At 54.0% G+C, this 20,635-nt stretch carries 18 protein-coding genes, 1 tRNA gene and 1 pseudogene; 2 read left to right on the forward strand and 18 right to left on the reverse strand.

Going from position 1 to position 20,635, the window contains the following annotated elements:
- Positions 1-4: 4 nt before the first annotated feature.
- The 10 genes from ACHZBS_RS24875 to ACHZBS_RS24920 form a co-directional block, all read right to left on the reverse strand.
- Positions 5-1,108, reverse strand: a complete 1,104-nt coding sequence (locus ACHZBS_RS24875) for a general secretion pathway protein GspK (RefSeq protein ID WP_319409241.1) — start codon at positions 1,106-1,108, stop codon at positions 5-7.
- Complete coding sequence (locus ACHZBS_RS24880) at positions 1,083-1,787, reverse strand: prepilin-type N-terminal cleavage/methylation domain-containing protein (RefSeq protein WP_319409242.1); 705 nt, start codon at positions 1,785-1,787, stop codon at positions 1,083-1,085. Before ACHZBS_RS24880 ends, ACHZBS_RS24875 begins: the two co-directional genes overlap by 26 nt.
- Positions 1,780-2,208: a prepilin-type N-terminal cleavage/methylation domain-containing protein gene (locus tag ACHZBS_RS24885; protein ID WP_319409243.1), complete on the reverse strand. Its 429-nt coding sequence runs from the start codon at positions 2,206-2,208 to the stop codon at positions 1,780-1,782. Before ACHZBS_RS24885 ends, ACHZBS_RS24880 begins: the two co-directional genes overlap by 8 nt.
- Complete coding sequence (locus tag ACHZBS_RS24890; RefSeq protein WP_319409244.1) at positions 2,205-2,804, reverse strand: type II secretion system protein; 600 nt, start codon at positions 2,802-2,804, stop codon at positions 2,205-2,207. Before ACHZBS_RS24890 ends, ACHZBS_RS24885 begins: the two co-directional genes overlap by 4 nt.
- 23 nt (positions 2,805-2,827) lie before the next feature.
- The gene (gene gspG, locus ACHZBS_RS24895) at positions 2,828-3,283 is read right to left on the reverse strand and encodes a type II secretion system major pseudopilin GspG (protein WP_319409245.1); all 456 of its coding nucleotides are present in this window, start codon (positions 3,281-3,283) and stop codon (positions 2,828-2,830) included.
- A 217-nt stretch (positions 3,284-3,500) separates the two neighbouring features.
- Entirely contained in the window at positions 3,501-4,727 is a 1,227-nt protein-coding gene (gene gspF, locus ACHZBS_RS24900) for a type II secretion system inner membrane protein GspF (protein WP_319409246.1), read from the reverse strand.
- 14 nt (positions 4,728-4,741) lie between these two features.
- The gene (gene rsmB, locus ACHZBS_RS24905; protein ID WP_319409247.1) at positions 4,742-6,154 is read right to left on the reverse strand and encodes a 16S rRNA (cytosine(967)-C(5))-methyltransferase RsmB; all 1,413 of its coding nucleotides are present in this window, start codon (positions 6,152-6,154) and stop codon (positions 4,742-4,744) included.
- 6 nt (positions 6,155-6,160) lie between these two features.
- Positions 6,161-7,102, reverse strand: a complete 942-nt coding sequence (gene fmt / locus ACHZBS_RS24910; protein ID WP_319409248.1) for a methionyl-tRNA formyltransferase — start codon at positions 7,100-7,102, stop codon at positions 6,161-6,163.
- Positions 7,099-7,608, reverse strand: a complete 510-nt coding sequence (gene def / locus ACHZBS_RS24915) for a peptide deformylase (RefSeq protein ID WP_319409249.1) — start codon at positions 7,606-7,608, stop codon at positions 7,099-7,101. Before def ends, fmt begins: the two co-directional genes overlap by 4 nt.
- 199 nt (positions 7,609-7,807) lie before the next feature.
- Entirely contained in the window at positions 7,808-8,755 is a 948-nt protein-coding gene (locus tag ACHZBS_RS24920) for a bifunctional riboflavin kinase/FAD synthetase (protein ID WP_319409250.1), read from the reverse strand.
- 104 nt (positions 8,756-8,859) lie between these two features.
- Here ACHZBS_RS24920 and ACHZBS_RS24925 point away from each other — a divergent pair.
- Positions 8,860-8,946 (forward strand) — tRNA-Leu (locus ACHZBS_RS24925).
- Between the two features lie 548 nt (positions 8,947-9,494).
- A pseudogene (locus tag ACHZBS_RS24930) lies at positions 9,495-9,977 on the forward strand (tyrosine-type recombinase/integrase); the annotation flags it as partial.
- A gap of 19 nt (positions 9,978-9,996) precedes the next feature.
- Here ACHZBS_RS24930 and ACHZBS_RS24935 read toward each other — a convergent pair.
- The 8 genes from ACHZBS_RS24935 to ACHZBS_RS24970 all read right to left on the reverse strand — a co-directional run bounded on the left by ACHZBS_RS24935 (position 9,997) and on the right by ACHZBS_RS24970 (position 19,936).
- Entirely contained in the window at positions 9,997-10,233 is a 237-nt protein-coding gene (locus ACHZBS_RS24935; protein ID WP_319409251.1) for a transposase, read from the reverse strand.
- Between the two features lie 370 nt (positions 10,234-10,603).
- Positions 10,604-11,092, reverse strand: coding sequence for a cache domain-containing protein (locus ACHZBS_RS24940; RefSeq protein WP_319409252.1), 489 nt, complete (start codon positions 11,090-11,092; stop codon positions 10,604-10,606).
- Positions 11,089-12,462: a TolC family protein gene (locus ACHZBS_RS24945; RefSeq protein ID WP_319409253.1), complete on the reverse strand. Its 1,374-nt coding sequence runs from the start codon at positions 12,460-12,462 to the stop codon at positions 11,089-11,091. Before ACHZBS_RS24945 ends, ACHZBS_RS24940 begins: the two co-directional genes overlap by 4 nt.
- Complete coding sequence (locus ACHZBS_RS24950; protein ID WP_319409254.1) at positions 12,455-14,878, reverse strand: ABC transporter permease; 2,424 nt, start codon at positions 14,876-14,878, stop codon at positions 12,455-12,457. The genes ACHZBS_RS24945 and ACHZBS_RS24950 overlap by 8 nt, the downstream gene beginning before the upstream one ends.
- Positions 14,871-15,560 (reverse strand): ABC transporter ATP-binding protein, encoded by a 690-nt coding sequence (locus tag ACHZBS_RS24955; protein ID WP_319409255.1) that lies wholly within the window; start codon positions 15,558-15,560, stop codon positions 14,871-14,873. Before ACHZBS_RS24955 ends, ACHZBS_RS24950 begins: the two co-directional genes overlap by 8 nt.
- 40 nt (positions 15,561-15,600) lie before the next feature.
- Positions 15,601-16,869 (reverse strand): HlyD family efflux transporter periplasmic adaptor subunit, encoded by a 1,269-nt coding sequence (locus ACHZBS_RS24960; RefSeq protein ID WP_319409256.1) that lies wholly within the window; start codon positions 16,867-16,869, stop codon positions 15,601-15,603.
- A gap of 366 nt (positions 16,870-17,235) precedes the next feature.
- Complete coding sequence (locus tag ACHZBS_RS24965; RefSeq protein WP_319409257.1) at positions 17,236-18,537, reverse strand: ATP-binding protein; 1,302 nt, start codon at positions 18,535-18,537, stop codon at positions 17,236-17,238.
- 28 nt (positions 18,538-18,565) lie between these two features.
- Entirely contained in the window at positions 18,566-19,936 is a 1,371-nt protein-coding gene (locus ACHZBS_RS24970; RefSeq protein WP_319409258.1) for a sigma-54 dependent transcriptional regulator, read from the reverse strand.
- Positions 19,937-20,635: the final 699 nt, after the last annotated feature.

A 20,635-nucleotide genomic window follows, 5' to 3' on the forward strand; every position in this document is an offset into this window, starting at 1 on the left:
TATCTTATTCTGCCTGCCAAATCAAGGTTTTACAGATCCATCTGCCGGTGATCGGCTCTTTTTCCCGCTGGATCACCACAGTGACGGCAGCGGTCCTCTCATTGCGTTTGGCGGTCGAGACGATCCGGAACAGGTCGCTGGACACGGTGATCAGGTCGGGACTGATGGCGATGCCTCCGGCGCCCGGCACATTTTTGTACCACTGGGCATTGGTGACGGTGTGGGTAAAAGTCTCATCCGCTTTAGCCGCGCGGAAGTCGGCCAGGGCTTCCGCCAGGTCGGAATTTTCAGACGGAAGCAGGGCGGCGAGCACGGCAACGTCGGCCGTTGAAATGTTGATCTTGCCGTCAAAGGTGAAGCGGCCGTCACCGACCGCCGATACCCCCTGGACGGTCAACAGGGATGAGAGCCCGGCTGCACCCCCTGCGCCGGCAAACAGTTCCGGGGTAACCCCGTGGATCAGGGCGACTTCTCCCAGGTCATCGATCGGGCCGTTCTTGCAGCTGTAAGGCGGATCCAGATCTTCGTAGTAGTCGGACTCGGCACCGCTTAACCCGGTAATGGCATCGTCATCCCCGCTGTCCAGCCAGTCCTTGAGCGAATTGATGATCATATTGGGGTCGCTGTCCGGCACCGCTTCGAATGCCGAGAACAATTGATCGAGGAGCCGCTCCCACAGAAAACGCTGACTGGCGGAAAACTGCTGGCCTTCGGGAAACTTGACCAGGGCATTCACCTGGATTTTGCTCCGCTCATCGGTGATGCGGACATCGACGCTGCCTTCATCAAAGGGGATCAGCCCCACCATTTCGGCCACTTTTTCCGGGTTGGCCCAATCCTCCTGGAGCGTATCCGTGTCGTTTTCCCTGCGGTCATTGATCAGCATCACCATGGCGGCATGGATCCCGGAAACGGCCATTTCCGACAGCACCACCTGCTCCCGGGCAAGGAAGGCCTCGGTAACCGAACTGCGGATCCGGCGGTTCAGGGCCAATCCGGCGGTGAGCAGCACGGCCACCACCCCGATGGCGACCAGGATCGCCACTCCCCGGCGATTGCCCAGAACCGTGCCTTCAATGGGGCTATTCAACTGCTTTGCGGTATACATGCAAGGGTACTCGTGTCGTGAATGTCTTGGGCCGGGATGGCGTTCCTACCGTCAGCCGGATCTCCACCGACCGCGGCGTGGCATAATCGGTATCGGCCGATTCCGAGTCCCACCGGTCGCTCATTTCGTCCTCGTTGCCGATATACCCGAATTCGAGAGCCAGCAGGGTGTCGCATAAAATCGGATCGTCCGTGCTCTCCTCGAAATCGGGAAAGGGATAAAGGTCGTCGGCACGGCGCAGGACCAGCGACCCGTCGGATCGTTGATGCGCGTAGTAGACGATGCGGCACACTCCCTGTCGTGGATCACGGTTCAAGGAGAGGTGGGCCCGTGATGCGAACCGCAGGCGGCCGAAGCTGCTGCCGGCTACGTCGGTCGTATCTCCCACCAGACGATAAGGATCCTGCGGGTCATTGAATTCCGGTTTGACATATCGTGGATAGTCGGAGACGATCAGGGCTCCCAGATCCGTAGCCATGCGTCCCAGACAGGTCCGGGCCGTTTCGAAGATGGCCACGTCGCTGCCGACGGCATCGGCGCTGGAGAAAACGGCCCGGAACGAGCCGAATACCGTGGTGATCACCAGGGCGAAGATAAAGATCGCCACCAGGATCTCCAACAGGGTGAACCCGCCGCCTGAACCCGCGGCCGTCGATGACCATCGGCGTGCGCTATTCATACAGGTGCCTGTACGTGGTCAGGTTGAAAACGGATTCTTCACCGTTGAAGGTGATGGTGACGGTAATGCGCTTGAGCGTCGGCCCGTCTTTTTTGAGCAGGTCGGAAGAGACGTCCTCCGTCTGGATCCGCCACGCATAACCGGGGTGGGCGTTGCCGAAATCACCGTTGTCGCCGGAAAAATCCTCCAGTTTGATCGTCTCCAGATCGGCCAGCTTCTGACCCATCAGCAGGGTCGCCTCCGTGTCGAACCGACCCCTGGCATCCATGAAAAGGGTCTGGGTATGCATCCGATAGATGGCCATCAGGGCGATGGCCACCACGGACAGGGCCACCATCACTTCCATGAGGGTGAAGCCGTATTCCGGGCTGCCTTTTCGGATCGGTCCGGGTCGGTGGCGGCGATGGTTGCCGGATGTCATGGCTGCCATCCTTCAGGACCCCGGACCAGATTGACCCGGGCCAGAAACGGTTCGATGAAAAAGGATAGGCGGTCGCCGTCGCTGGTTCGCATGCGGATGACGGCTTTGTCCGAATAGCCCTTGGGATAAAAGGCGATGGGGATGGTTCCGCTGGAAAATCGCTGGGTCTGTGAAAAGGCCACATGGTCGATGGTCACTCCCCGCGGCAGGGCGTAGCCTGCCTCGCGGGCGGCGTCTGCGTCGGCATCCGCCATGCCGGTTTCGGTGATCCAGAGCCGCTGGATGTCGGGGGACACGTTGAGCAGATAGGTTTTTTCCTCGATGACCGCTTTTTCCTTGAGGTTGCGGACGTTGGCGATTATCCAGCGGGCGGTTTCGTCGGTGCCGTCGGAAAAGAGCCCGCCTTCCAAGCGTGGAATGGCCAGCATCAGCATGATGCTGATCAGCGCGGTCACGACGATCATTTCAATCAGTGTGAATCCCCGGTTGCCCACTAGGGTCATTCCTGTATTTTTTCCCGCGGATGCCTGCGTGCGCCGGGCGAACTCAAGGCCGGGCTGGCTTGATGTCAAGTCATGGGCGACGCGTGCGGGCACGTCGGGTGACCGCCGGCGCCGCGTTATTCGGACTCCCAGCTGTTGATATCAGCGTCTTTATCTTCACCGCCGGCCGCCCCGTCGGCGCCGTAGGCGATGATGTCAAATTCATCGTGGACACCCGGGCTCAGGTAGATGAATTCATTGCCCCAGGGGTCTTTGGGTACCTTGCCCTTTTCCAGATATCCGCCCTTGCGCCAGTTTTTGGGAATGTTGCCGGAGGCGGGCATCTCCACCAGGGCCTGGAGCCCCTGTTCGGTTGACGGGTACATGCCGTTGTCCAGTTTGTAGAGTTTGAGCGCCGTGGAGATGCTCTCGATCTGCATTCTGGCCTTGACCTGCTTGGCCTGCTCCGGACGGCCCATGATGCGGGGGACGATCAGGCCGGCCAGAATGCCGAGGATGACGATGACCACCATCAGTTCGATCAGGGTAAAGCCGCGGCGGTTGACCGTTTTCTGCGGTAAAGACAGCTTCATATTTCCTCCATGGTTCCATACCCGGCGATTAAAAAGTGGCCTGGTGGACCGGTTTTTGTCTGCAAACGGATTCTAACCCAATGGGTCCCAACAATCAATGACAGCGGGTAAAGGGGTTGTAAGCATAAACCCCGAAGCTCGAAGCTCAACGCAATAAACCCAACCAATCAAACCAACTCAACCAACAAACCGGCGTTCAACGTCCCGGTGAACGACTCTATCCCACCAGTTGGTTCATTTCGAAAATGGGCAGGCAGATGGAAAGAACGATAAACAGCACCACCGCGGCCATGACCAGGATCATCACCGGCTCCAGCATGGCCATCATGCTCATGATCGATGACTGGACTTCGTTTTCATATACTTCGGCGATTTTGTACAGCATGGATTCCAGTTCACCGCTTTGTTCGCCCACCTGAACCATCTGCACGGCAAGGTCCGGGAAGACGTCGTCGGCTGCCAGGGACAAACCCAGTCCCTGGCCCCGTTCGACTTCATTGGACGCGTTTTCGATCAGACCGGAGATGGCGACATTGCCGGTGACATTTCTGACGATCTCCAGGGCCGGCAGCATGGTCACGCCGTTTTCGAGCAGCGATGCGAGGGTCCGGGCAAACCGGGCTACCGCGATCTTTTTCAGCAGCGAGCCCATGATGGGCATGGAAAGCATCATCCGATCGGTGGTGGCAAGGCCGCGTTCCGTCTTTCGAAAGGCCTTCAACGCCACCAGGGCGGCTACGGCCACGACGACCAGCAGCCACCAGTAGCTTTTGAACAGTTCGCTGGCTGCGATGAGAAAGCGGGTCGGGGTGGGCAGCGCCTGGTTCATGTCCGTGAAGATGGTGGTGATGTTGGGGACCACGAAGGTCATCAGGAAGAAAAGCACCAGGGTGCCGATAATCGTCATGAGAATCGGATAGGCCATGGCCGTCTGGATCCGGGACTTGAGCTCCTGCTGCTTTTCCATGATGTCCGCCAGACGCTGGAGTACGATTTCCAGCGTTCCCGACGTCTCGCCGGCTCGCACCATGTTGATGTAAATCTGTGAGAATACGGACGGGTAGAGCGTCAGGGACGAGGCAAAGCTGTTGCCCTCGACGATGGAGTCCTTGATCCGGGCCACGATCTTGGTGAATCCGTGGGTTTTGGCCTGGGAAACCAGGGTGGTCAGGGCGGTCACCAGGGGGAATCCGGCACCGGTCAAGGTCGCCAGCTGGCGGGTCCACAGGCTTACGTGGGCCGGCGTGACACGGCTGAACAGGCCCTGGAAGCTGATGCCCCGGGTCTCTTTGCTGGCTTCGCCCTCCGTGACCTCTTTTACGGTGACGGGAAAACTGCCCATGGCACGGATTTTCTGCCGGGCCGCCTGGGCGCCGTCGGCATCGATGATCCCGGTGATGGTTTTCCCCTTGGCGTCAAGGGCTTCGTAATCGTAAACGGGCATGGCGTTTTATCCTGTCAGCGCGTGCGTTGAAGCCGCGCTGCGAAAAAGCCGTCCATGTGATGGATGTGGGGAGCGGTTCTGAGAAAGCCGTTTTCATCCATAAAAGTGAGCACGGTTTTCTCTTCTACCGATTGCGCATCGGTTATAGCAAAGTTTACATGGTTTTTCAAAAAAGTCTTGATCACTCCTTCATTTTCTTCCGGTTCCATGCTGCACACGGAAAAAACGAGCATCCCGTTCTTTTTGAGCAGCGGAGCGAGGTGGTCGAGGAAGCGTGCCTGCCGCCCGGCCGATCGGGCGATATCCGCTTTTTGGGAGGACCATTTGGCGTCGGGGTTGCGGCGCAGCACCCCTAGACCCGAGCAAGGCGCATCCAGAAGAATCCGGTCGAACCGGGGCAGGGCTTCGGATGGGAGCGGACGGTCCAGGTCCGCCCGTCGGGTGCGAATGATGGACACCCCCAGTCGGTGCGCCTCGTTTTCCAGACGGATCAGTTTGGCCGGCACGTTGTCCATGGCCACGATAATGCCCCGGTCGTTCATGAGCTGGGCCAGATGGGTCGTCTTCCCGCCCAGGCCGGCACAGGCGTCCAGCACGGTTTCTCCGGGCCGGGGTGCCAGCAGCAGGGAAACCAGCTGGGCGGCGCCGTCCTGGACGGAAAAGCGGCCGTCGACAAATGCCTTCATCTCCGGGATCGGCAACCGAGGGCGGATCAGGTTGACCCCGCCGGGGAGGTTGTCCAGGGTCTGGATCTCTTCCGCCTGGTCCGTCAATGCCTCCACCAGTTCCGCCAGGCTGTTTTTCAATCCATTGCAGCGCAGGGTGATGGGCGGGATGGTGTTCATGGCCGCACACAGCCGCTGGGTTTCGGCAACGCCCATCCGGTCGATCCAGCGCGAGGCCAGCCAATGGGGAAAGGCGTGGGAGACGGAAATGTGATCCACCGGCGAAGCCAGGGCGTCGGGAAGGCGGAACCGGTGGGGATCCCGCAGTGCGTTTCTCAGCAGGGCATTGACGAACCCGGCCGCTTTCGGCGCTTTTTGGGCTCTCACCAGATTGACCGCCGTGTTCACCGCCGCCGACGGCGGGATCCGGTCCATGAACAGAATCTGAAACAGGGCGATTCTCAGGATGTTCAGGATGGGCGGGGATATCTTTTTGAGGGGCCGGTCGGCGTAGGCCCCGACAACGGCATCCAACCGGAGCCGCCGGCGCAGCACGCCGTATACCAGTTGGTTGAACAGGGCCCGGTCCCGGCGGGAGAGCCCCATTATTATGGGCGCGGTGTCATCGAGAACGGCGTCCAGGGTCGCCTTGCCCCTGTCCAGGCGATCCAGCACGATCAGGGCAGCGGCTCGGGGGTCGGTGATGGGTCGGTTCTGTCCCGATCGGTCGCGGCTTGGGTTTCGAGCGGATGATGTGGCCACGGTCAATTATCCCAGACACGTGCCGTCCGGCAGGCGACAGCCGCACAGAAAGTCGTCGATGGCCAGGCGCCTGCCCGATTCCCCCTGGATCTCCTGGATGGCAATGGCCCATTTGCCGGTGGCCACGCGGAGCTCGCCGGGAATGCACTCGAGAATGGTACCCGGCGGGACGCTGATCTCCCGTTTCAGAACGCTGGCTTTGAAGATTTTCAGGCGCATGTCGTCGCTGAAGGTGTACGCCCCGGGCCACGGGGTTACTCCGCGGATCAGGCATTCGATCCGTTCGGCGGGCAGGGACCAGTCGATCTCCCCATCCGTCTTTTTCAGCATGGGCGCATAGGTCGCCTTGTCGGGGTCCTGGGGCACGCGCTCCAGACCGCCGTCCTGCAGCCTGTCCAAGGTCCGGATCAGCGTGCGGGCGCCCATGACACTGAGGCGGTCGTGAAGCTCGGCGGCGGTTTCGTCGGGCCCAATGGCCGTCTTTTCCACCAGCAGCAGATCGCCGGTATCCATGCCCTTGTCCATCATCATGGTGGTGACACCGGTTTCGCGGTCCCCGTTGATGATGGCCCACTGGATAGGTGCGGCACCACGGTGGCGGGGCAGCAGCGAGGCGTGGACGTTGATGGACCCGATGCCGGGAATGTCCAGCAAAGATTGGGGCAGAATCTGGCCGAAAGCCACCACGACATACAGGTCCGGTTCCAGTTCGGCCATATGCCGGTGAAAGGCATCGGTACTTACCGTTTCAGGCTGGAGAACCGGGTGCCCATATCGCATGGCAGTGCTTTTGACGGGGGGCGGGGTCAGCTTGCGGCCCCGGCCTTTGGGCCGGTCGGGCTGAGTGACCACCGCCAGCACCTCATGGCCGCTGTCATGCATGGCCTGAAGCGACGGCACGGCAAAATCCGGTGTGCCCATAAAGACTATTTTCAGCGGGCGATTCACTGCTGCTTCATCTCCTTTTTCACCCGGCGCTTGTACATCTGCCGTTTCAGCGCGCTGATGCGATCGATAAAAAGGGTGCCGTTGAGGTGATCCAGTTCGTGCTGGATGACGATGGCCAGAAGGCCTTCCGCCTCAAAGCGCAGGGGGTTGCCGTCCCGGTCGACCCCTTCCACGAGGACCCGCTCGGCCCGTTTGACGTCCGCCCGGAAGTCGGGCACGCTCAGGCATCCCTCGTTTTCGGAAATGATTTCACCTTCACTGGTGACGATCTTCGGGTTGACCAGCACATGCAGATCGTGCCCGTCTTCCTTCGGCGCGATGTCGTAAATGATAAAGCTCTGGCCGATGCCCACCTGAGGGGCGGCCAGGCCCAGGCCGGGGGCTGTGTACATGGTTGTGGCCATACTGTCGAAAACGGTCTGCAGGGCCCCGTCGATATTTTCGACCGGCTGGGTCTGTTTTTTCAGGAACTTGTCCGGATATGTGAGTATGTCTAACACCGTCACTGGGTTCAACCTCTTTTGATCATTGTTTTCGGCCAACTCAATAAATTAAGGCTAATTTATGTATTTTCAAACTATCGTGCCGGGTAAAAGGCAAAAAAGTGCTAATGAACGTCAACCATCCAGCGTTGATAACACCGTAAAAAGTTGAAATGCCCCATGTGTTGTCATCCCTGCAGCTGCGGGGATCCAGAGTTATCGTCTACTTTTCAAAATGGGGGGCCAGAATCCGCCGGGCGTCGGCGATATCCAGATCGATTTGTTCGATCAGTTCGGGGATGCCGGAAAACTTTTTTTCGTCCCTTAGCCGCTTAACGAAGTTGACCATGATCTTCTGGCCGTAAATATCCTTTTTAAAGTCGAGAATGTGGGCTTCCACGGTAAATACATGGTCGTCGAAGGTGGGACTGTAACCGATGTTGGCTACGCCCGGATAGCGCTGGCCGTCATAGTGGACGATCACGGCGTAGACGCCGACCTTGGGGCACAGTTCGTCCTGCAGGTTGATGTTGGCCGTCGGGATGCCCAGCAGTCTGCCGCCCCGGTCGCGGCCGTGGGCCACGGTGCCGCGGATCTGGTAGTCGCGGCCCAGCATCTTGCCGGCTTTTTCGATCTGGCCGTCCATGACCAGTTCGCGGATGGCCGTGCTGCTGATGCGGTCGTTGTCGACGGTGGACGACTGGATCCAGTCCGCCACAATTACCTTGAAGCCCAGTTCTTCGGCGTATTGCCTCAACAGGTCCACATTGCCTTCGCGATTGTTGCCGAAGGTATAATCCTGGCCGACGACGATGGCTTTCATGCCGATGCGCCTCACCAGGATGTCCTCGACAAAGGTTCGGGCCGACAAGGCGGCAAAGTCCATGGTGAAGGGGACGCAGATCAGCACGTCGATGCCGGCCTTTTCGATCAATTCCTGTTTCTGCTCGTACAGGGTGATCAGGGGCGGGTGCCCGTTGCGGGTGATCACCCGGATGGGATGAGGATCGAAGGTCATGGCGACGGCCGTGCCGTCCATGGCCTCGGCCAATTCGACCACCTCGTGAAAAAGGGCCTGGTGGCCGATGTGCACGCCGTCGAAATTACCGATGGTAATCACGGCGGATTTGAAGGGTTCTTTTATGGTTACGATGTCTTGTATAATCTTCATGATCTTCTAATTTACCGTAAAATGGGCTTGACACGAAAAACAAAAAAATATAGTTAGTGCATCTTCAGTTTGAAATCAACCTTTTTGAAATCAGGCTGAAACGTGCCGAAGTGGCGGAATTGGTAGACGCGCTAGGTTCAGGGTCTAGTTGGGGTTCCCCAGTGGGAGTTCGATTCTCCCCTTCGGCACCAAACAAGCATTAAAGGCTGCAATCTCAAAAGGTTGCGGCCTTTCTGTTTTGGCAGGTTGCGTATAGGTTGCGGATTGTTGCGGAGAATCGAGCTGATTTACGGCCCCTCGGTTGCTTCCGGGGATGAGGTGGCCATAGATGTCCACGGTAATTTTTATGCTGGAGTGCCCCAGCTGTTCCTTCACATAGACCGGGCTCGCTCCTTTGCTCAACAGAAGGCTGGCGTAGGTATCGTTACCCTCTAACCCAAGGAAGCCTCAGCCATGAAACTTTCCAAAGCAGCAATAATATGGATCGATTATCACAAGACCCATTCTAAAAAAAAATACGCTTAGATCCTATCAAGCCGTGATTGAACCCTTTTGCCAGGAATTCGGTGATAGGGAGATCGGTGATGTGACCCCGAATGAAATCCTGACGTTCTTGAACCGCCTTACCGATGGCAACAAACCCTATACCAAGCGGGTTCGCCTCTCCCAATTATCCTGTTTTTTCAACTTCGTACGGAACAACATCAATCTCGGATCAGTGAATCCATGCGATACGCCTATGATCCGGAAACTCTACCGCCAAAAAGTAACATCGCGGTGGGAGATCATCGAAAAAGGGACCATTGACGAAATCATATTCCGAACGACCAAGAATCGCAACCGATTATTGCTCGAACTGATGGCCCACGGTCGAATGCGTGTCGGAAAGGTGTTGAAACTTAAGCTGAAAGACCTTCAGGATCAGAAACTGATCCTTGAAGCGCTCAAAAGTGGCCAGGAGCAAGAAATCGTTTTCATCCCTCAGAAGGTGGCGGAAAGACTCCGTGATTATGCCCACCAAGTATGCAAAACACCCGACCGCATATTTCCCATTTCCTACGAGGCAGCCCGGATGATCGTACTAAAAGTGGGAAAGCTGGCAGGCATAGAACTTCGTCCACATGATTTGCGCCGGCATTCAACAACCTTTGCATCCCGATCCAATGTACCCATCGAAATTTTCAGTAAGATTATTCTCCGGCATGCGAACCTGTCAACGACGCAAAGATATCTTGGAACGCTCAGTGATCGTTGTCGCAAATCATCTGGTTGGCTGCAAACAGCAGCGTCTCAAAGCCTTCTCTTGAGTTTTCAAAGATCAGACGCCGGCGGATCGTTTTGCCATCCGGCGTGCCGAAAAACGCGTGGTGCTTGCTTTTGGCGATGTCGATGCCGACCACCAGGATCGGATCACCGGCCTTGACTTCTTGTTTGAATTGACGAAACCAACGCAGCCTGCTACCGTGATCGGTATCCATGACAAACTCCTTTGGTGTGAAGCGTTTCTGGGGAGAAACATCAGTCTTCATACTAACAGGAGGTTGTCTCTTTTCAAGGCGATAAAAAACTTTTTATATGTTAGCTGAGGGAATAGTTTCTTAAACTATTTCAACATATAACGCCCTTAAAATTTCAACTTTATGATGTGAATTTTATATTTTAAGGGCGTCCCCCAGAATTCTTTTTGATTAGATTTACGCTTCATGCCAACTCCATTAATTATGGATCTTTACGATCGATGTTATCATTTTGGAGGATCAACCATGATGTTGTGTTGGGCGTAACCGAAGTCTCGATGGGCCGGGTCTGCGGTTACACCCGTCGGGGGGAGGGCGTGATATGCGCCGGTTACTGATCTTTTTGAGGAAAGTAACCCGAAGCCACGATCACATCTGCGGTCGGTACTTTGAAGACATAGGTCTCCTTCATTTGTGGTTCCTGATAACCGCGCCGCCAGTTTAAATACTTGACCCAACCCTGTCCCTCCTTGTTCGCCAGATCCAGCATCTCTTTTACGTACTGCGTGCCGTTGTTGTCGGTAACATTTAACAGCGGCCGGCCCACCATCTGCGATGGCAGGAAGGGATGTGCCAGCATAATGCCTTCCTTGGTGTCCATGACGAATACATATCCGTCTTTCCATGTATAGGGGCCGCCGATTTTCTCGATAACGGGTTTTACTGCCTCGAAACCTTCGGCCTTGATTTGGTTCACCGCCTGGGTCACTTTGGCGATACATTCTTCCTTGGTGGCCGCCTCTTCTTGAGACCAGACCGCAGGGCACTGAATCATCGTACACAGCAATGCTATTCCAATCCAAATCCGCTTTTGTCTCATTTTCCATCTCCTTGTGGTGGGGTTGAAGAAGGGGTTTGGCCGGTTAGGGTATCGAGTATGTCGAGCCCCATGGCCTGTTTCAAGGTGGCGATAGCGATTTGATGATCGTAAAGAGCGTTTACATGACGACCGTGAGTGATGGTCAGCAGCGCCTGGGCATCCAGAACGTCTGTGGTGGTTGCCAAATCATGGTCGAAACGCCCTTGATTCAGACGCAAATTTTCCTCCGCCTGGCCTAAGGCTTCTGCCATGACAGCTAAATTACGGTTGGCTTCCATAAGATTCAGATATGATTGCCTAACTTCGTAGCTGATGGAATCCATCAGTGCATCGCGCTTGGTTCGGCTCTGAGAAACGCCCGCCTGACTAGCGGTAATGTGGTGAGAGCGACGGTTCCCGGACCAAATAGTCCATTCCAATGAGGCATTTATTTCCCATCCTTCGGGATAGGTTATCCCCTGCTTATCGAACAGATCTGCCTGAGTTCCTTTCTTGTAATAAAAACCATTGAGGCTAACGGTTGGGTGATAGGCATAACGGGCTAACCCTAAACGTGTTTCGGCCATGCCTAATTCAACCTCTGCCATTTTTAATTCGAGGCGCTGTGGAGCGGCAATGGATAAGCAGTCATTCAGACAAGACACCCACGGGGTTAGGGACATCTCCTCAATCACTTCAACATGCAATTCCAGGGGGCGTCGTAACAGTAAGTTGACGCTGACTTCGGCCAAAGCCATGTGATTCTCAGCAACGGTGGCTGTTTGGCGGGCATTGGCCAGGCGAACTCCAGCTTGAAGTAGTTCGTTTAGTGGAATCTTGCCTGCCGCGTAGAAGGCACGGGCCTTTTCCTCATGGGCGGTGATTTGATCCACCTGTTTTTGAGCGACCTCGAACTGTTTTCGGTTTTTAAGTAAATTGTAATAGGCTGTAAGCATGTTGAAGGTTACTGTGCGGGTTTGCAGGTCATACGCCAGTTTTGCCTGTTCGAGACTCAAGTCGGCAAGGGTCAAATTTTGCGTCAACTGGGGTCTGTATAAGGGCTGATTCAGAGTGATCGCCCATGTATAATCACGGTCTGGGTCAGTCAGTGTTTTCCCGATATAGGATGGATGGCTTTCCCGGTTGAAGGTGTACGAGGTTTCGAAAGTCGGCATAAATCGAGATCTCGCAGCGGCTTGTTCGGCATGACTCTGATTTGTCTGAGCCTGCTTAATTTTCAGATCTGGACTGACTTCGATCGCCATTTGAACTAGTTGCGCAAGCGTCAGAGGCGTGTCATTGTCCCCGAACGCTTGTTCCAAAAAGGTTAAAATGCATAGCATCGAGTAGATGAGGAAACCGAACCGCAAAGAGGTGATGTCGCTATTCATCTCGCAGGGCTTCCACCGGATCGACAGATGCCGCTCGGAAGGTTTGCAGACTGATTGTAAGAACAGTCAGAAGCAGCGTGACCATGCCGGTTCCAAAGAATATCCACACCCCCATTTGAAAGGGGTAAGGGTAATCGACGGCTCGCAGGATATAACGCACCGCAAGAAAAACTAGCGGCCAGGCCAGGATGTTGGCCACAATGGCCAGTTTCAAGAAGGATTTGATAACATGCCAGGCGATCTGGGAACGGGTGGCACCAACGGCCTTACGGATACCGATTTCCTTGGTGAGGCGAGCTGTTTCATATTCGGCGAACCCGAACAACCCCAGGCAGGCGATGAAAATCGAAAATCCGGTGAAAAACTTAAGAGAAATTTCCCAAGGATCATTTTTTTGGGCAAAGATCCGTTCGATATCGCGATTCAACCAGAAGTAGTCGAACACCATGTTTGGAAATACTTTTTTGACCTTTTTCTCAATGAGGGCGACCGTTCCGTCGATGTCCCCGGGTTTAAGCTTGATAGAAACGAAGCGGCGCCGAAAGCCCCAATATTCAGGCACCGGCACCATCACTAATGGGCGAATTTTTTCCGTTGGAAAGTTGAAGTGGAAATCTTCTGCGACGCCCACAACCTGGCGGGAATAAAATCCACCATGGTGAAGTTTTTTCCCCACGATCGTATCCAATCCCATTTCTTTTTTCGCCGTGCGATTAATGACGCACATGCTTTCAGCCTTGTCGGCATTGGCTGGGAAATCTTCGCCTTCGATAATGGGGATTTGGTGAACTCGCAGAAAGTCAGGGTCAACCAGCATCAGGCTCTGCTGCAGAGTGACATCCGTGCCAATGCAGGTGAAAGTCGACCAGCCGATGATGCCTCGCTCCCAACTGGCGTGGGCTGATGCGCTGACATAGGCAACCCCGGGCAGTTCCAGGAGTGATTCTTTTATTCCGGCGTACTTCTTTTCAAGCTCAACATCATTGATAACTGTCACCAGCACGTGCTCGCTTTGAAAACCCAAAGATTTGTCACGCAGGAAGCGAACCTCGCGGGTGACCAGGAAAGAGAAAATCAGTATCATGATGGCTACAACAAACTGCACCACCATTAGTCCCTTGCGCAGACCCACGGCCGAGGGCATGTTTTGGCCTTTCAGCGTGGTCGTGGGGCTAAAGGAAGATAAAAAGAAGGCTGGATAGATTCCTGATACGATTCCAACCAGGACCGCCAGCAGGACCATCGCCGACAGGTAGCCCCAATTCCTGGAATAGGCGATGGTCAGTTCGCGGTGCACGATTGTATTAAAATAGGGCAAAAAGACTTCGGTCAGGGCAACCGCCAGCAACAGTGCGATCAGGCTCAGAACCACTGCTTCAATCAAGAACTGAGTTACCATTTGTGTTCGCATGGCCCCGATCACCTTGCGAACACCGATCTCTTTGGCGCGGTTGGCTGAACGGGCAGTGGAGAGGTTCATGATATTGATGCAGCTGATTCCAACCATTAATAATCCGATGGTTGCCAATAGCCATATCAACATTCGATTGCCATTTCTGATGAGGGCCTCACCGCCGCCGCTACTGATATCGTAAAGGGCCTGACTGAAATAGACGTCCTTGAAGGCCTCCAGGGCAAAGTGCCACTTGGAGAAAATGGCGTCAGCATAAAAGTCGCGCACCTTAAGCAATTTAAGGTGCTCAGACACATCGGAAGCATCTGCGGTATTGTAGAGCGTGACGAAAGTGAACGCGTAGAGTGGCATGAAATTGGGCAGCAACGCCTTGATGCTCTCAAAGGGCTTATGTGCCAGACAGCCGATACGAATCGAGGAGTTGTCAGGAATTGGAGCTAAGACGCCTGTCACCGTGAGCGGCATCAAGTCTCCGAAAGGCAGTTTCAGTTGCACCACACGCCCCATGGGATCGGTTGCCCCGAACAGGGCTTCGGTCATTTCAGTGGTCAGCACCAGGGAATTGGGGTTCGTCAGAGCGGTAGAACTGTTCCCGCGGATCAACGCAAAATCGAACATGTCGAAAAACTCGGGATCGGAAAAATAGAAGCGATCGGTTTCGAGCAGGCGGCCTTCATATTTCAAAGTGGCGTGTTGAGGGGATAGCCGCACCACTTGCCGGATCTTGGAAAACTCACTTTTAAGCTTTGGCGCCAATTCGAAAACAGTTATGGCCCGGTCGACCTCTTCACCGTCATGGGTCAGGCGCGTGCCGTGTCCCAACACGCGGTATATTCGATCGTAGTTGCCGTGAAAGCGATCAATGGTGAGTTCGAACTGCACAAATAGAAAGATCAGCAGTGCGCAGGCCATTCCCAGTGCCAACCCAATAATGCTGATCAGCGATGCGATTTTCCAGCGCAGTAGAATGCGCAGGGCGATAACGATGTAGTTTTTAAACATGGCTTTCCTCGCGAGGCTGGTGGCCAACAATTTGTCCGTCCAGCAGATTCACGATGCGATCTGCAACCTCAGCGCAGGCAAGGGAATGGGTCACCATCACAATAGTGGTCCCTTCCCGGTGAAGCCCATCCAGTAGCCCCATCACCTCATCACCATTTGCGCTGTCCAGGTTGCCAGTGGGTTCGTCGGCCAGGATCAGCTTGGGTTCCGTTACCACGGCGCGCGCAATAGCCACACGCTGCTGCTGCCCTCCGGAAAGCTGCTGAGGGAAATGATTACGTCGATGGGCGATGTTCATCCTTTCCAGGATGGCCATCACTCGATCCTGGATCTCCTTGGCCGACACCCGCATGTAGAGCAAGGGCAGGGCAACGTTTTCGAAAACCTTGAGTTCATCGATCAGATTGAAGCTCTGAAACACAAAGCCAATGTTACCCTTGCGCATTCGGGCACGTTGGCTTTCGGAATACTTTGAGACATCCTGGTCCATGAAGCGGTAGGTGCCGGCGCTGGGTTTATCCAGAAGGCCCAGCACGTTTAGAAGAGTGGTCTTGCCGCAACCAGACGGCCCCATCAGGGCGACATATTCGCCCTTTTGGATTTCGAGAGAGATTTTGTTGATGGCGTGGGTTTCGACTTCCTCCGTGAAAAATACCTTTTCCAGATCCTCGGTTGTGATCATTGGTGGCTCCTCGATGGTTGATAACTTCCCGTACCTGACCTCAGTTGAGTTCAATTGCATTGACGCCTTCATAATGGTCATATGCCGAGACGATAACCTGCTCGCCAGCGGTCAGGCCGCCGAGCACTTCGAAATAGTCAGGATTGTGCTTGCCGATTTTTATAGATCGCCGGATGCCTTTTTTTGCATCGGCGTCGACCACGTAGACCCAGGAGCCGCCGGTCGTCTGAACGAACGGTCCCTTTCTGAGCACCAAGGCTTCGTACTCTCGTCCCAGGGCCAGGCGAACAGTGAAACTTTGGCCAAGGCGCACCATGGCGGGATGTTCCGCGACAAAAGAGAATTCCACTTCGAATTCATTGTTATGAACCTCTGGAGAAATAGTGGAAACTCTCAGTTCGTAAGCCGTTTCACGGTTCGATTCGGTATCGAACACCTCAAGAGTGCCGGTGTTGCCAATAAGCACGCGGCCAGAGTAGTACTCGTCCACTTGAGCAATAACTTTGATTTGGTCGGTAAGGTCGATCTGGCCGATGCGTGCGCCCTTGTTCTTGGTTTCGCCTACAGAGGCGTCCAGGGTCGTGAGCAGGCCCGTTACCGGGGCAATAAGCAAAAGGTCTTTTTGGCGTTTTAGAGTCTCCTGATGATCGGTCTTAAGCAGGTTAAGGCCGGCCTCAATTTGTTTGACGGTCTTATCGTTCAGACGGGCTTCGATGACCATGGCCTGAATCTGCATCTCTCGCTTTTGCTTCCAGTAGCGAAAGTTGTCCTCGATTTCCTCGAAAGCTTCGGTAGAAATGTATTTGGATTGGGCCAGATCGTGGTTGCGACGATGGTCCTTTTCGAGTCGGGATATGCGAAACTCCAGTTCAAGCAGATCCTCCTTGAGTCCGTGCTCCAGCTTGCTGCAATTGACATTCGCGCGTTGCAATTCGAACTCCTTTTCGATGATGCGCGCCTTCTTGAGCAACTCGTCCATCTCCAGATCGGTGTTTTCAAGGATGAGGATTGGATCTCCGATTTTCACATTATCGCCGGCCTCAACGTAGATCTTCTTCACCTGCCCACCTTCTTTGGTATCCAGATAGAGAGAGTCTGCCGGAGCCATAATGCCGGTCACATTGACGAATTCCTGGAACAGTTCCTGGCTTACTTTGGCCAGTTGCAGTTCGTCGCGTTTGGCATAGACGGTGGGTTTTTGATCCACGTAAACCATTTGGTAGATAAAAAAGACTCCGGAGGAGAGTAACACCAGCAGGCCCAATACCCATTTGAGATGAAAACGTCGTTTTTTGATCGCGCGATCCATGCCTGTCTGAAAAGCAAAAAAGGCGCCAATTTAAAGATCTGGTGGGCGTATGGGCTTTTTATGCATTTGGGATCTCATTTGATTGTAAAAATGTCCGAAACTGGACATTTTATTGTTCGTTTCCGGACGGTCGTGGCCGAATAACTTGTCTGCTATGCTTAGCATGACCGGGAGGGCAATTTTCGTAGCAGCAGAAGCCCTGGCAGTAAAAGAACGATTACCTGCAGCGAGGACCTGTGCAGAGAGATACTCAGGCGCCGTAAGCCAACTCGACAAAACCCTCCGCTACGCGGACATGAATTTCGATCAGCCCTTGGTGCAGCTGAAAAAAATGATCCCATTAATCGGGCATTTTTTTCTTTACTATTAGGTAAAATGGAGCGTCACGGTCGTGCCCTGACCTACTGAGGATATGATGCGCAAGGTGCCAGCATGCAGCCGCATGATTTGACGTGAAATACTCAGGCCCACACCGGAGCCGTGGGTTTTGGTAGTAAAAAACGGGATAAACACCTTGTCTATCATTGCTTCATCCATTCCCCTCCCATTGTCCGTGATCTGGATAGATACCTGCGCCTGGTGATCCATCGCTGCCGTGAGGCGAATTCGCGGAGTTGGAGAATCAGCTACCGCATCCATGGCATTGGTCAGAACATTGATCAGAACCTGTTCGATCAAGGCTGGGTCGATAACTACATGCAGATCAGTCGGAGTGACCTGGCTTTCAAAGGCAATGGATCGATCAATGAGATGGCTGTGCATCAAGGTGTGCAGGCGTCCGAAGAGGCATTCGACTGCAAACGGCTCTCGACTGGGATCAGGAATGCAGGCAAAGCGTCGATAGTTTTGCACGAATTGCATCAATCCTTGGCTGCGCCGGCTGATAGTACTTATAGCCTCATGCAAGTCCACGAATTTTTTTGAAAGCGCTTCGGTTTCTTTCGGTATCAACTGCAGGGCTGTGGTGGATAGAGAGGAGATAGGGGTCATGGAGTTCATGATTTCATGGCTGAGAACCCGGATCAGGTCTTTCCACGCCTCGCTTTCCTTTTCCTCAAGCTCGGGCTGCAGGTTCTGAAGCGTCAGGAGCTTGTATCCTTCCCGTTGGGGCAGTTGGATCTTCTGGGCAAAAAGGGCCAGTTGAACACGCTGCGGGCCTTTGTGCACCTGGATCCATCTCCGCTGTCCTGATTTGATAGCCATCAAAACGATGGACAAGCCTGGGTCTATTGAATGCAATTGTCGGACATGGGTAAGGTTGTGCAGCCTGAGCATTCGGCGGGCACTTCGATTGATAAACGCGACTGAGCCATCAGGCCTTAGGGAGACCAAACCGACACCCACTTGTTGGAGGACGCTTTGAAAAAAACGTCGTTTCTGCTCCGTTTCAGCACGCTTGTCCGATAGGGTCACGATGATGCGGTTCAAGGAGCGACTCAATTCACGAAAGCCACTATCGTGATGCAGTTCCGGTAAGCGTTCGGAAAAATCGCCGGCTATCAGGGTGTCGAAAAACCGATATAACTGTAGATTGGTGCGCTGAACATACCAAAAGAGAGCCCAGATTTGCCAGATAGGGCAAAGACCGATTAGCAGTGTGGTCACATAGAAACGCGATTGAAAGTAAAAATAAAAAAATGCGTAAATGTTAAAAGAGAGCAATAGCACACGGCAGATGACCTGGAGTCGAAAATTCCTATAAATCATGCCGTTGAAGCCTCCGATAGAGGGCCGCACGGGTCAGGCCCAACACTTTGGCTGCTTGTGAAATGTTACCATCAGATTGAGCCAACACACGCTTGATAGTCTGCTTTTCCGAATGGGCTAGATTGTCAGGGGCTAACGTGGGTTGGCAGTCGAACGTTTCGGGGAGCCTTAAATCGGCAACATCGATGACGTCGCCTTCGCTCAGGATCACCGCTCGTTCCATCGTGTGGCGTAACTCTCGAACATTTCCGGGCCAACGATATGACAGGAGCTCGGTCTGCGCAGCCTTGGTCAGGCTAAGTTCCGGCTTTTGATATCTGCGTGCATAATTGCGCATGAAAAAGTCAGCAAGCATGATGATGTCTTCACCCCTTTGGGTCAAGGGGGGCAGTTGGATCTCCACCGTATTGATGCGATAGAGAAAATCAGGACGAAACTTACCAGTTGCCACAAGGTCATGGGTGGCCGTGTTGGTGGCGCACAACAAACGGATGTCTATGGATCTCGGTTTGTTGTCCCCCAGGGGCGTTAGGTGTCGCTCTTCCAATACCCGCAAGAGTTTGCCTTGCAAGGGTAGTGGCAGGTTTCCGACCTCATCCATGAAAAGAGTTCCTCCCGAGGCCAGCTCCATTCGCCCTAATTTACGATCACCAGCTCCGGTGTAGGCGCCCTTGGCGTGACCGAACAGTTCGTTTTCGAAAAGGTTGTCGGGGATGGCGCCCATATCCACGCTGATAAATACATCTGCTGCGCGCAAAGATCCTCGATGCAAGGCTCTGGCCACTAATTCCTTTCCTGTTCCGTTCGCGCCTAAAATGAGTACGTTGGCGTCTGTAGCGGCAACCTTGGAGATGGTGTCAAAGACGCGTTGCATGGCCTTCGATCTGCCGATCATGTGGTGAAATCGCGAATCTATGTCACCACTCATCTGGCGCTGACGTTCTCGCAGTCTGGAAATTTCATCTTTCGACCGTCGCAGCTTTATGGCCGTGGTTACGGTGGTCACCAGTCGTTCGTTTTCCCATGGCTTTAGGATGAAATCGGTGGCGCCCTGCTTTATTGCGCGCACCGCCATTTCTACGTCCCCATAGGCGGTTATCAGGATTACGGCCATATCTGGATCAACATCCAAAATTTTGGTCAGCCAGTCGAAGCCCTCTTTGCCGCAAGTGGCATTCCGAGTGAAATTCATGTCGAGGAGCAACACGTCGAAGGTTTCCTGTTGTAGCATATCCAGCAGCTTGGCAGGATCTTCCAGGGTGTGAATGCGGTCGAAGTGACTTTTGAGAAGCAACCGGGCTGAAAGGAGTACATCGGGATCGTCATCGATCAACAATATGCTGCTGGCCGAGGTACTCATGGCGGTCGTCCTTCTACTAAAGTGGATTTAGCCATAAATAGTCCATCGGTTCTCAAACCACATCCTCCGAATGGGGGATAATTTGCATTCAATCCAGGCATACCGTTTATCGGATTGGACGGACGCCTGCGTCCTGATGAATTCTAAGTATTTCGAGGAGTTCGATTTCTTGGCCTTACGTTATAGACCTCAGATGTTTTCGGCAAGGGAGAAACGGGTGATTACCTTTCTGGTAGAAAGGAAAATCATCTGCCAAATAGCCAGGCTGCTCAATATCGGCTAAAATACAGTCAAAAACGGAGCGCGTCAAGGTAGTTGTCACCTGAGTCATAACTCAAGCGGCCTTTTCTAACAGTTGCACTTTTGCGGTTTCATCCCTTTTTTCGGGATTCAACCAAACCTCACACACGGGGTTCCAATTGCGTATTTCATTTGACCACCGCTCTGGATTTCGATCTCGGGCTTTATCATACACCTTTCGGCGATTAGATAGTGTCCATCCACGAAATCGCGACAATAGCAATTATCCTACAAAGTTTGAACTTTTGTTGAACTTGGCTTCTCGTTTGAGCAAGGCAGCCTTCCCCTATTTTCCGAACATTCTGTGATCCATAGTACAGCACAATCGCCAGTCTCTGCTTTTTTACTAACTCCATCCTTGTTGATAGCTGCAAGAGTTTTTTAACATCTTTTAAAATC

Origin of the sequence: uncultured Desulfosarcina sp., from assembly GCF_963664155.2 — a bacterium.
Classification (GTDB): domain Bacteria; phylum Desulfobacterota; class Desulfobacteria; order Desulfobacterales; family Desulfosarcinaceae; genus Desulfosarcina.

What these genes read in the sequence shown, in the direction of transcription:
- ACHZBS_RS24875 (WP_319409241.1), bottom strand. Translation starts at nt 1,108, where the DNA reads ATGTATACCGCAAAGCAGTTGAATAGCCCCATTGAAGGCACGGTTCTG.
- ACHZBS_RS24880 (WP_319409242.1), bottom strand. Translation starts at nt 1,787, where the DNA reads ATGAATAGCGCACGCCGATGGTCATCGACGGCCGCGGGTTCAGGCGGC.
- ACHZBS_RS24885 (WP_319409243.1), bottom strand. Translation starts at nt 2,208, where the DNA reads ATGACATCCGGCAACCATCGCCGCCACCGACCCGGACCGATCCGAAAA.
- gspG (WP_319409245.1), bottom strand. Translation starts at nt 3,283, where the DNA reads ATGAAGCTGTCTTTACCGCAGAAAACGGTCAACCGCCGCGGCTTTACC.
- gspF (WP_319409246.1), bottom strand. Translation starts at nt 4,727, where the DNA reads ATGCCCGTTTACGATTACGAAGCCCTTGACGCCAAGGGGAAAACCATC.
- ACHZBS_RS24920 (WP_319409250.1), bottom strand. Translation starts at nt 8,755, where the DNA reads ATGAAGATTATACAAGACATCGTAACCATAAAAGAACCCTTCAAATCC.
- ACHZBS_RS24935 (WP_319409251.1), bottom strand. Translation starts at nt 10,233, where the DNA reads ATGGATACCGATCACGGTAGCAGGCTGCGTTGGTTTCGTCAATTCAAA.
- ACHZBS_RS24940 (WP_319409252.1), bottom strand. Translation starts at nt 11,092, where the DNA reads ATGAGACAAAAGCGGATTTGGATTGGAATAGCATTGCTGTGTACGATG.
- ACHZBS_RS24945 (WP_319409253.1), bottom strand. Translation starts at nt 12,462, where the DNA reads ATGAATAGCGACATCACCTCTTTGCGGTTCGGTTTCCTCATCTACTCG.
- ACHZBS_RS24950 (WP_319409254.1), bottom strand. Translation starts at nt 14,878, where the DNA reads ATGTTTAAAAACTACATCGTTATCGCCCTGCGCATTCTACTGCGCTGG.
- ACHZBS_RS24955 (WP_319409255.1), bottom strand. Translation starts at nt 15,560, where the DNA reads ATGATCACAACCGAGGATCTGGAAAAGGTATTTTTCACGGAGGAAGTC.
- ACHZBS_RS24960 (WP_319409256.1), bottom strand. Translation starts at nt 16,869, where the DNA reads ATGGATCGCGCGATCAAAAAACGACGTTTTCATCTCAAATGGGTATTG.
- ACHZBS_RS24970 (WP_319409258.1), bottom strand. Translation starts at nt 19,936, where the DNA reads ATGAGTACCTCGGCCAGCAGCATATTGTTGATCGATGACGATCCCGAT.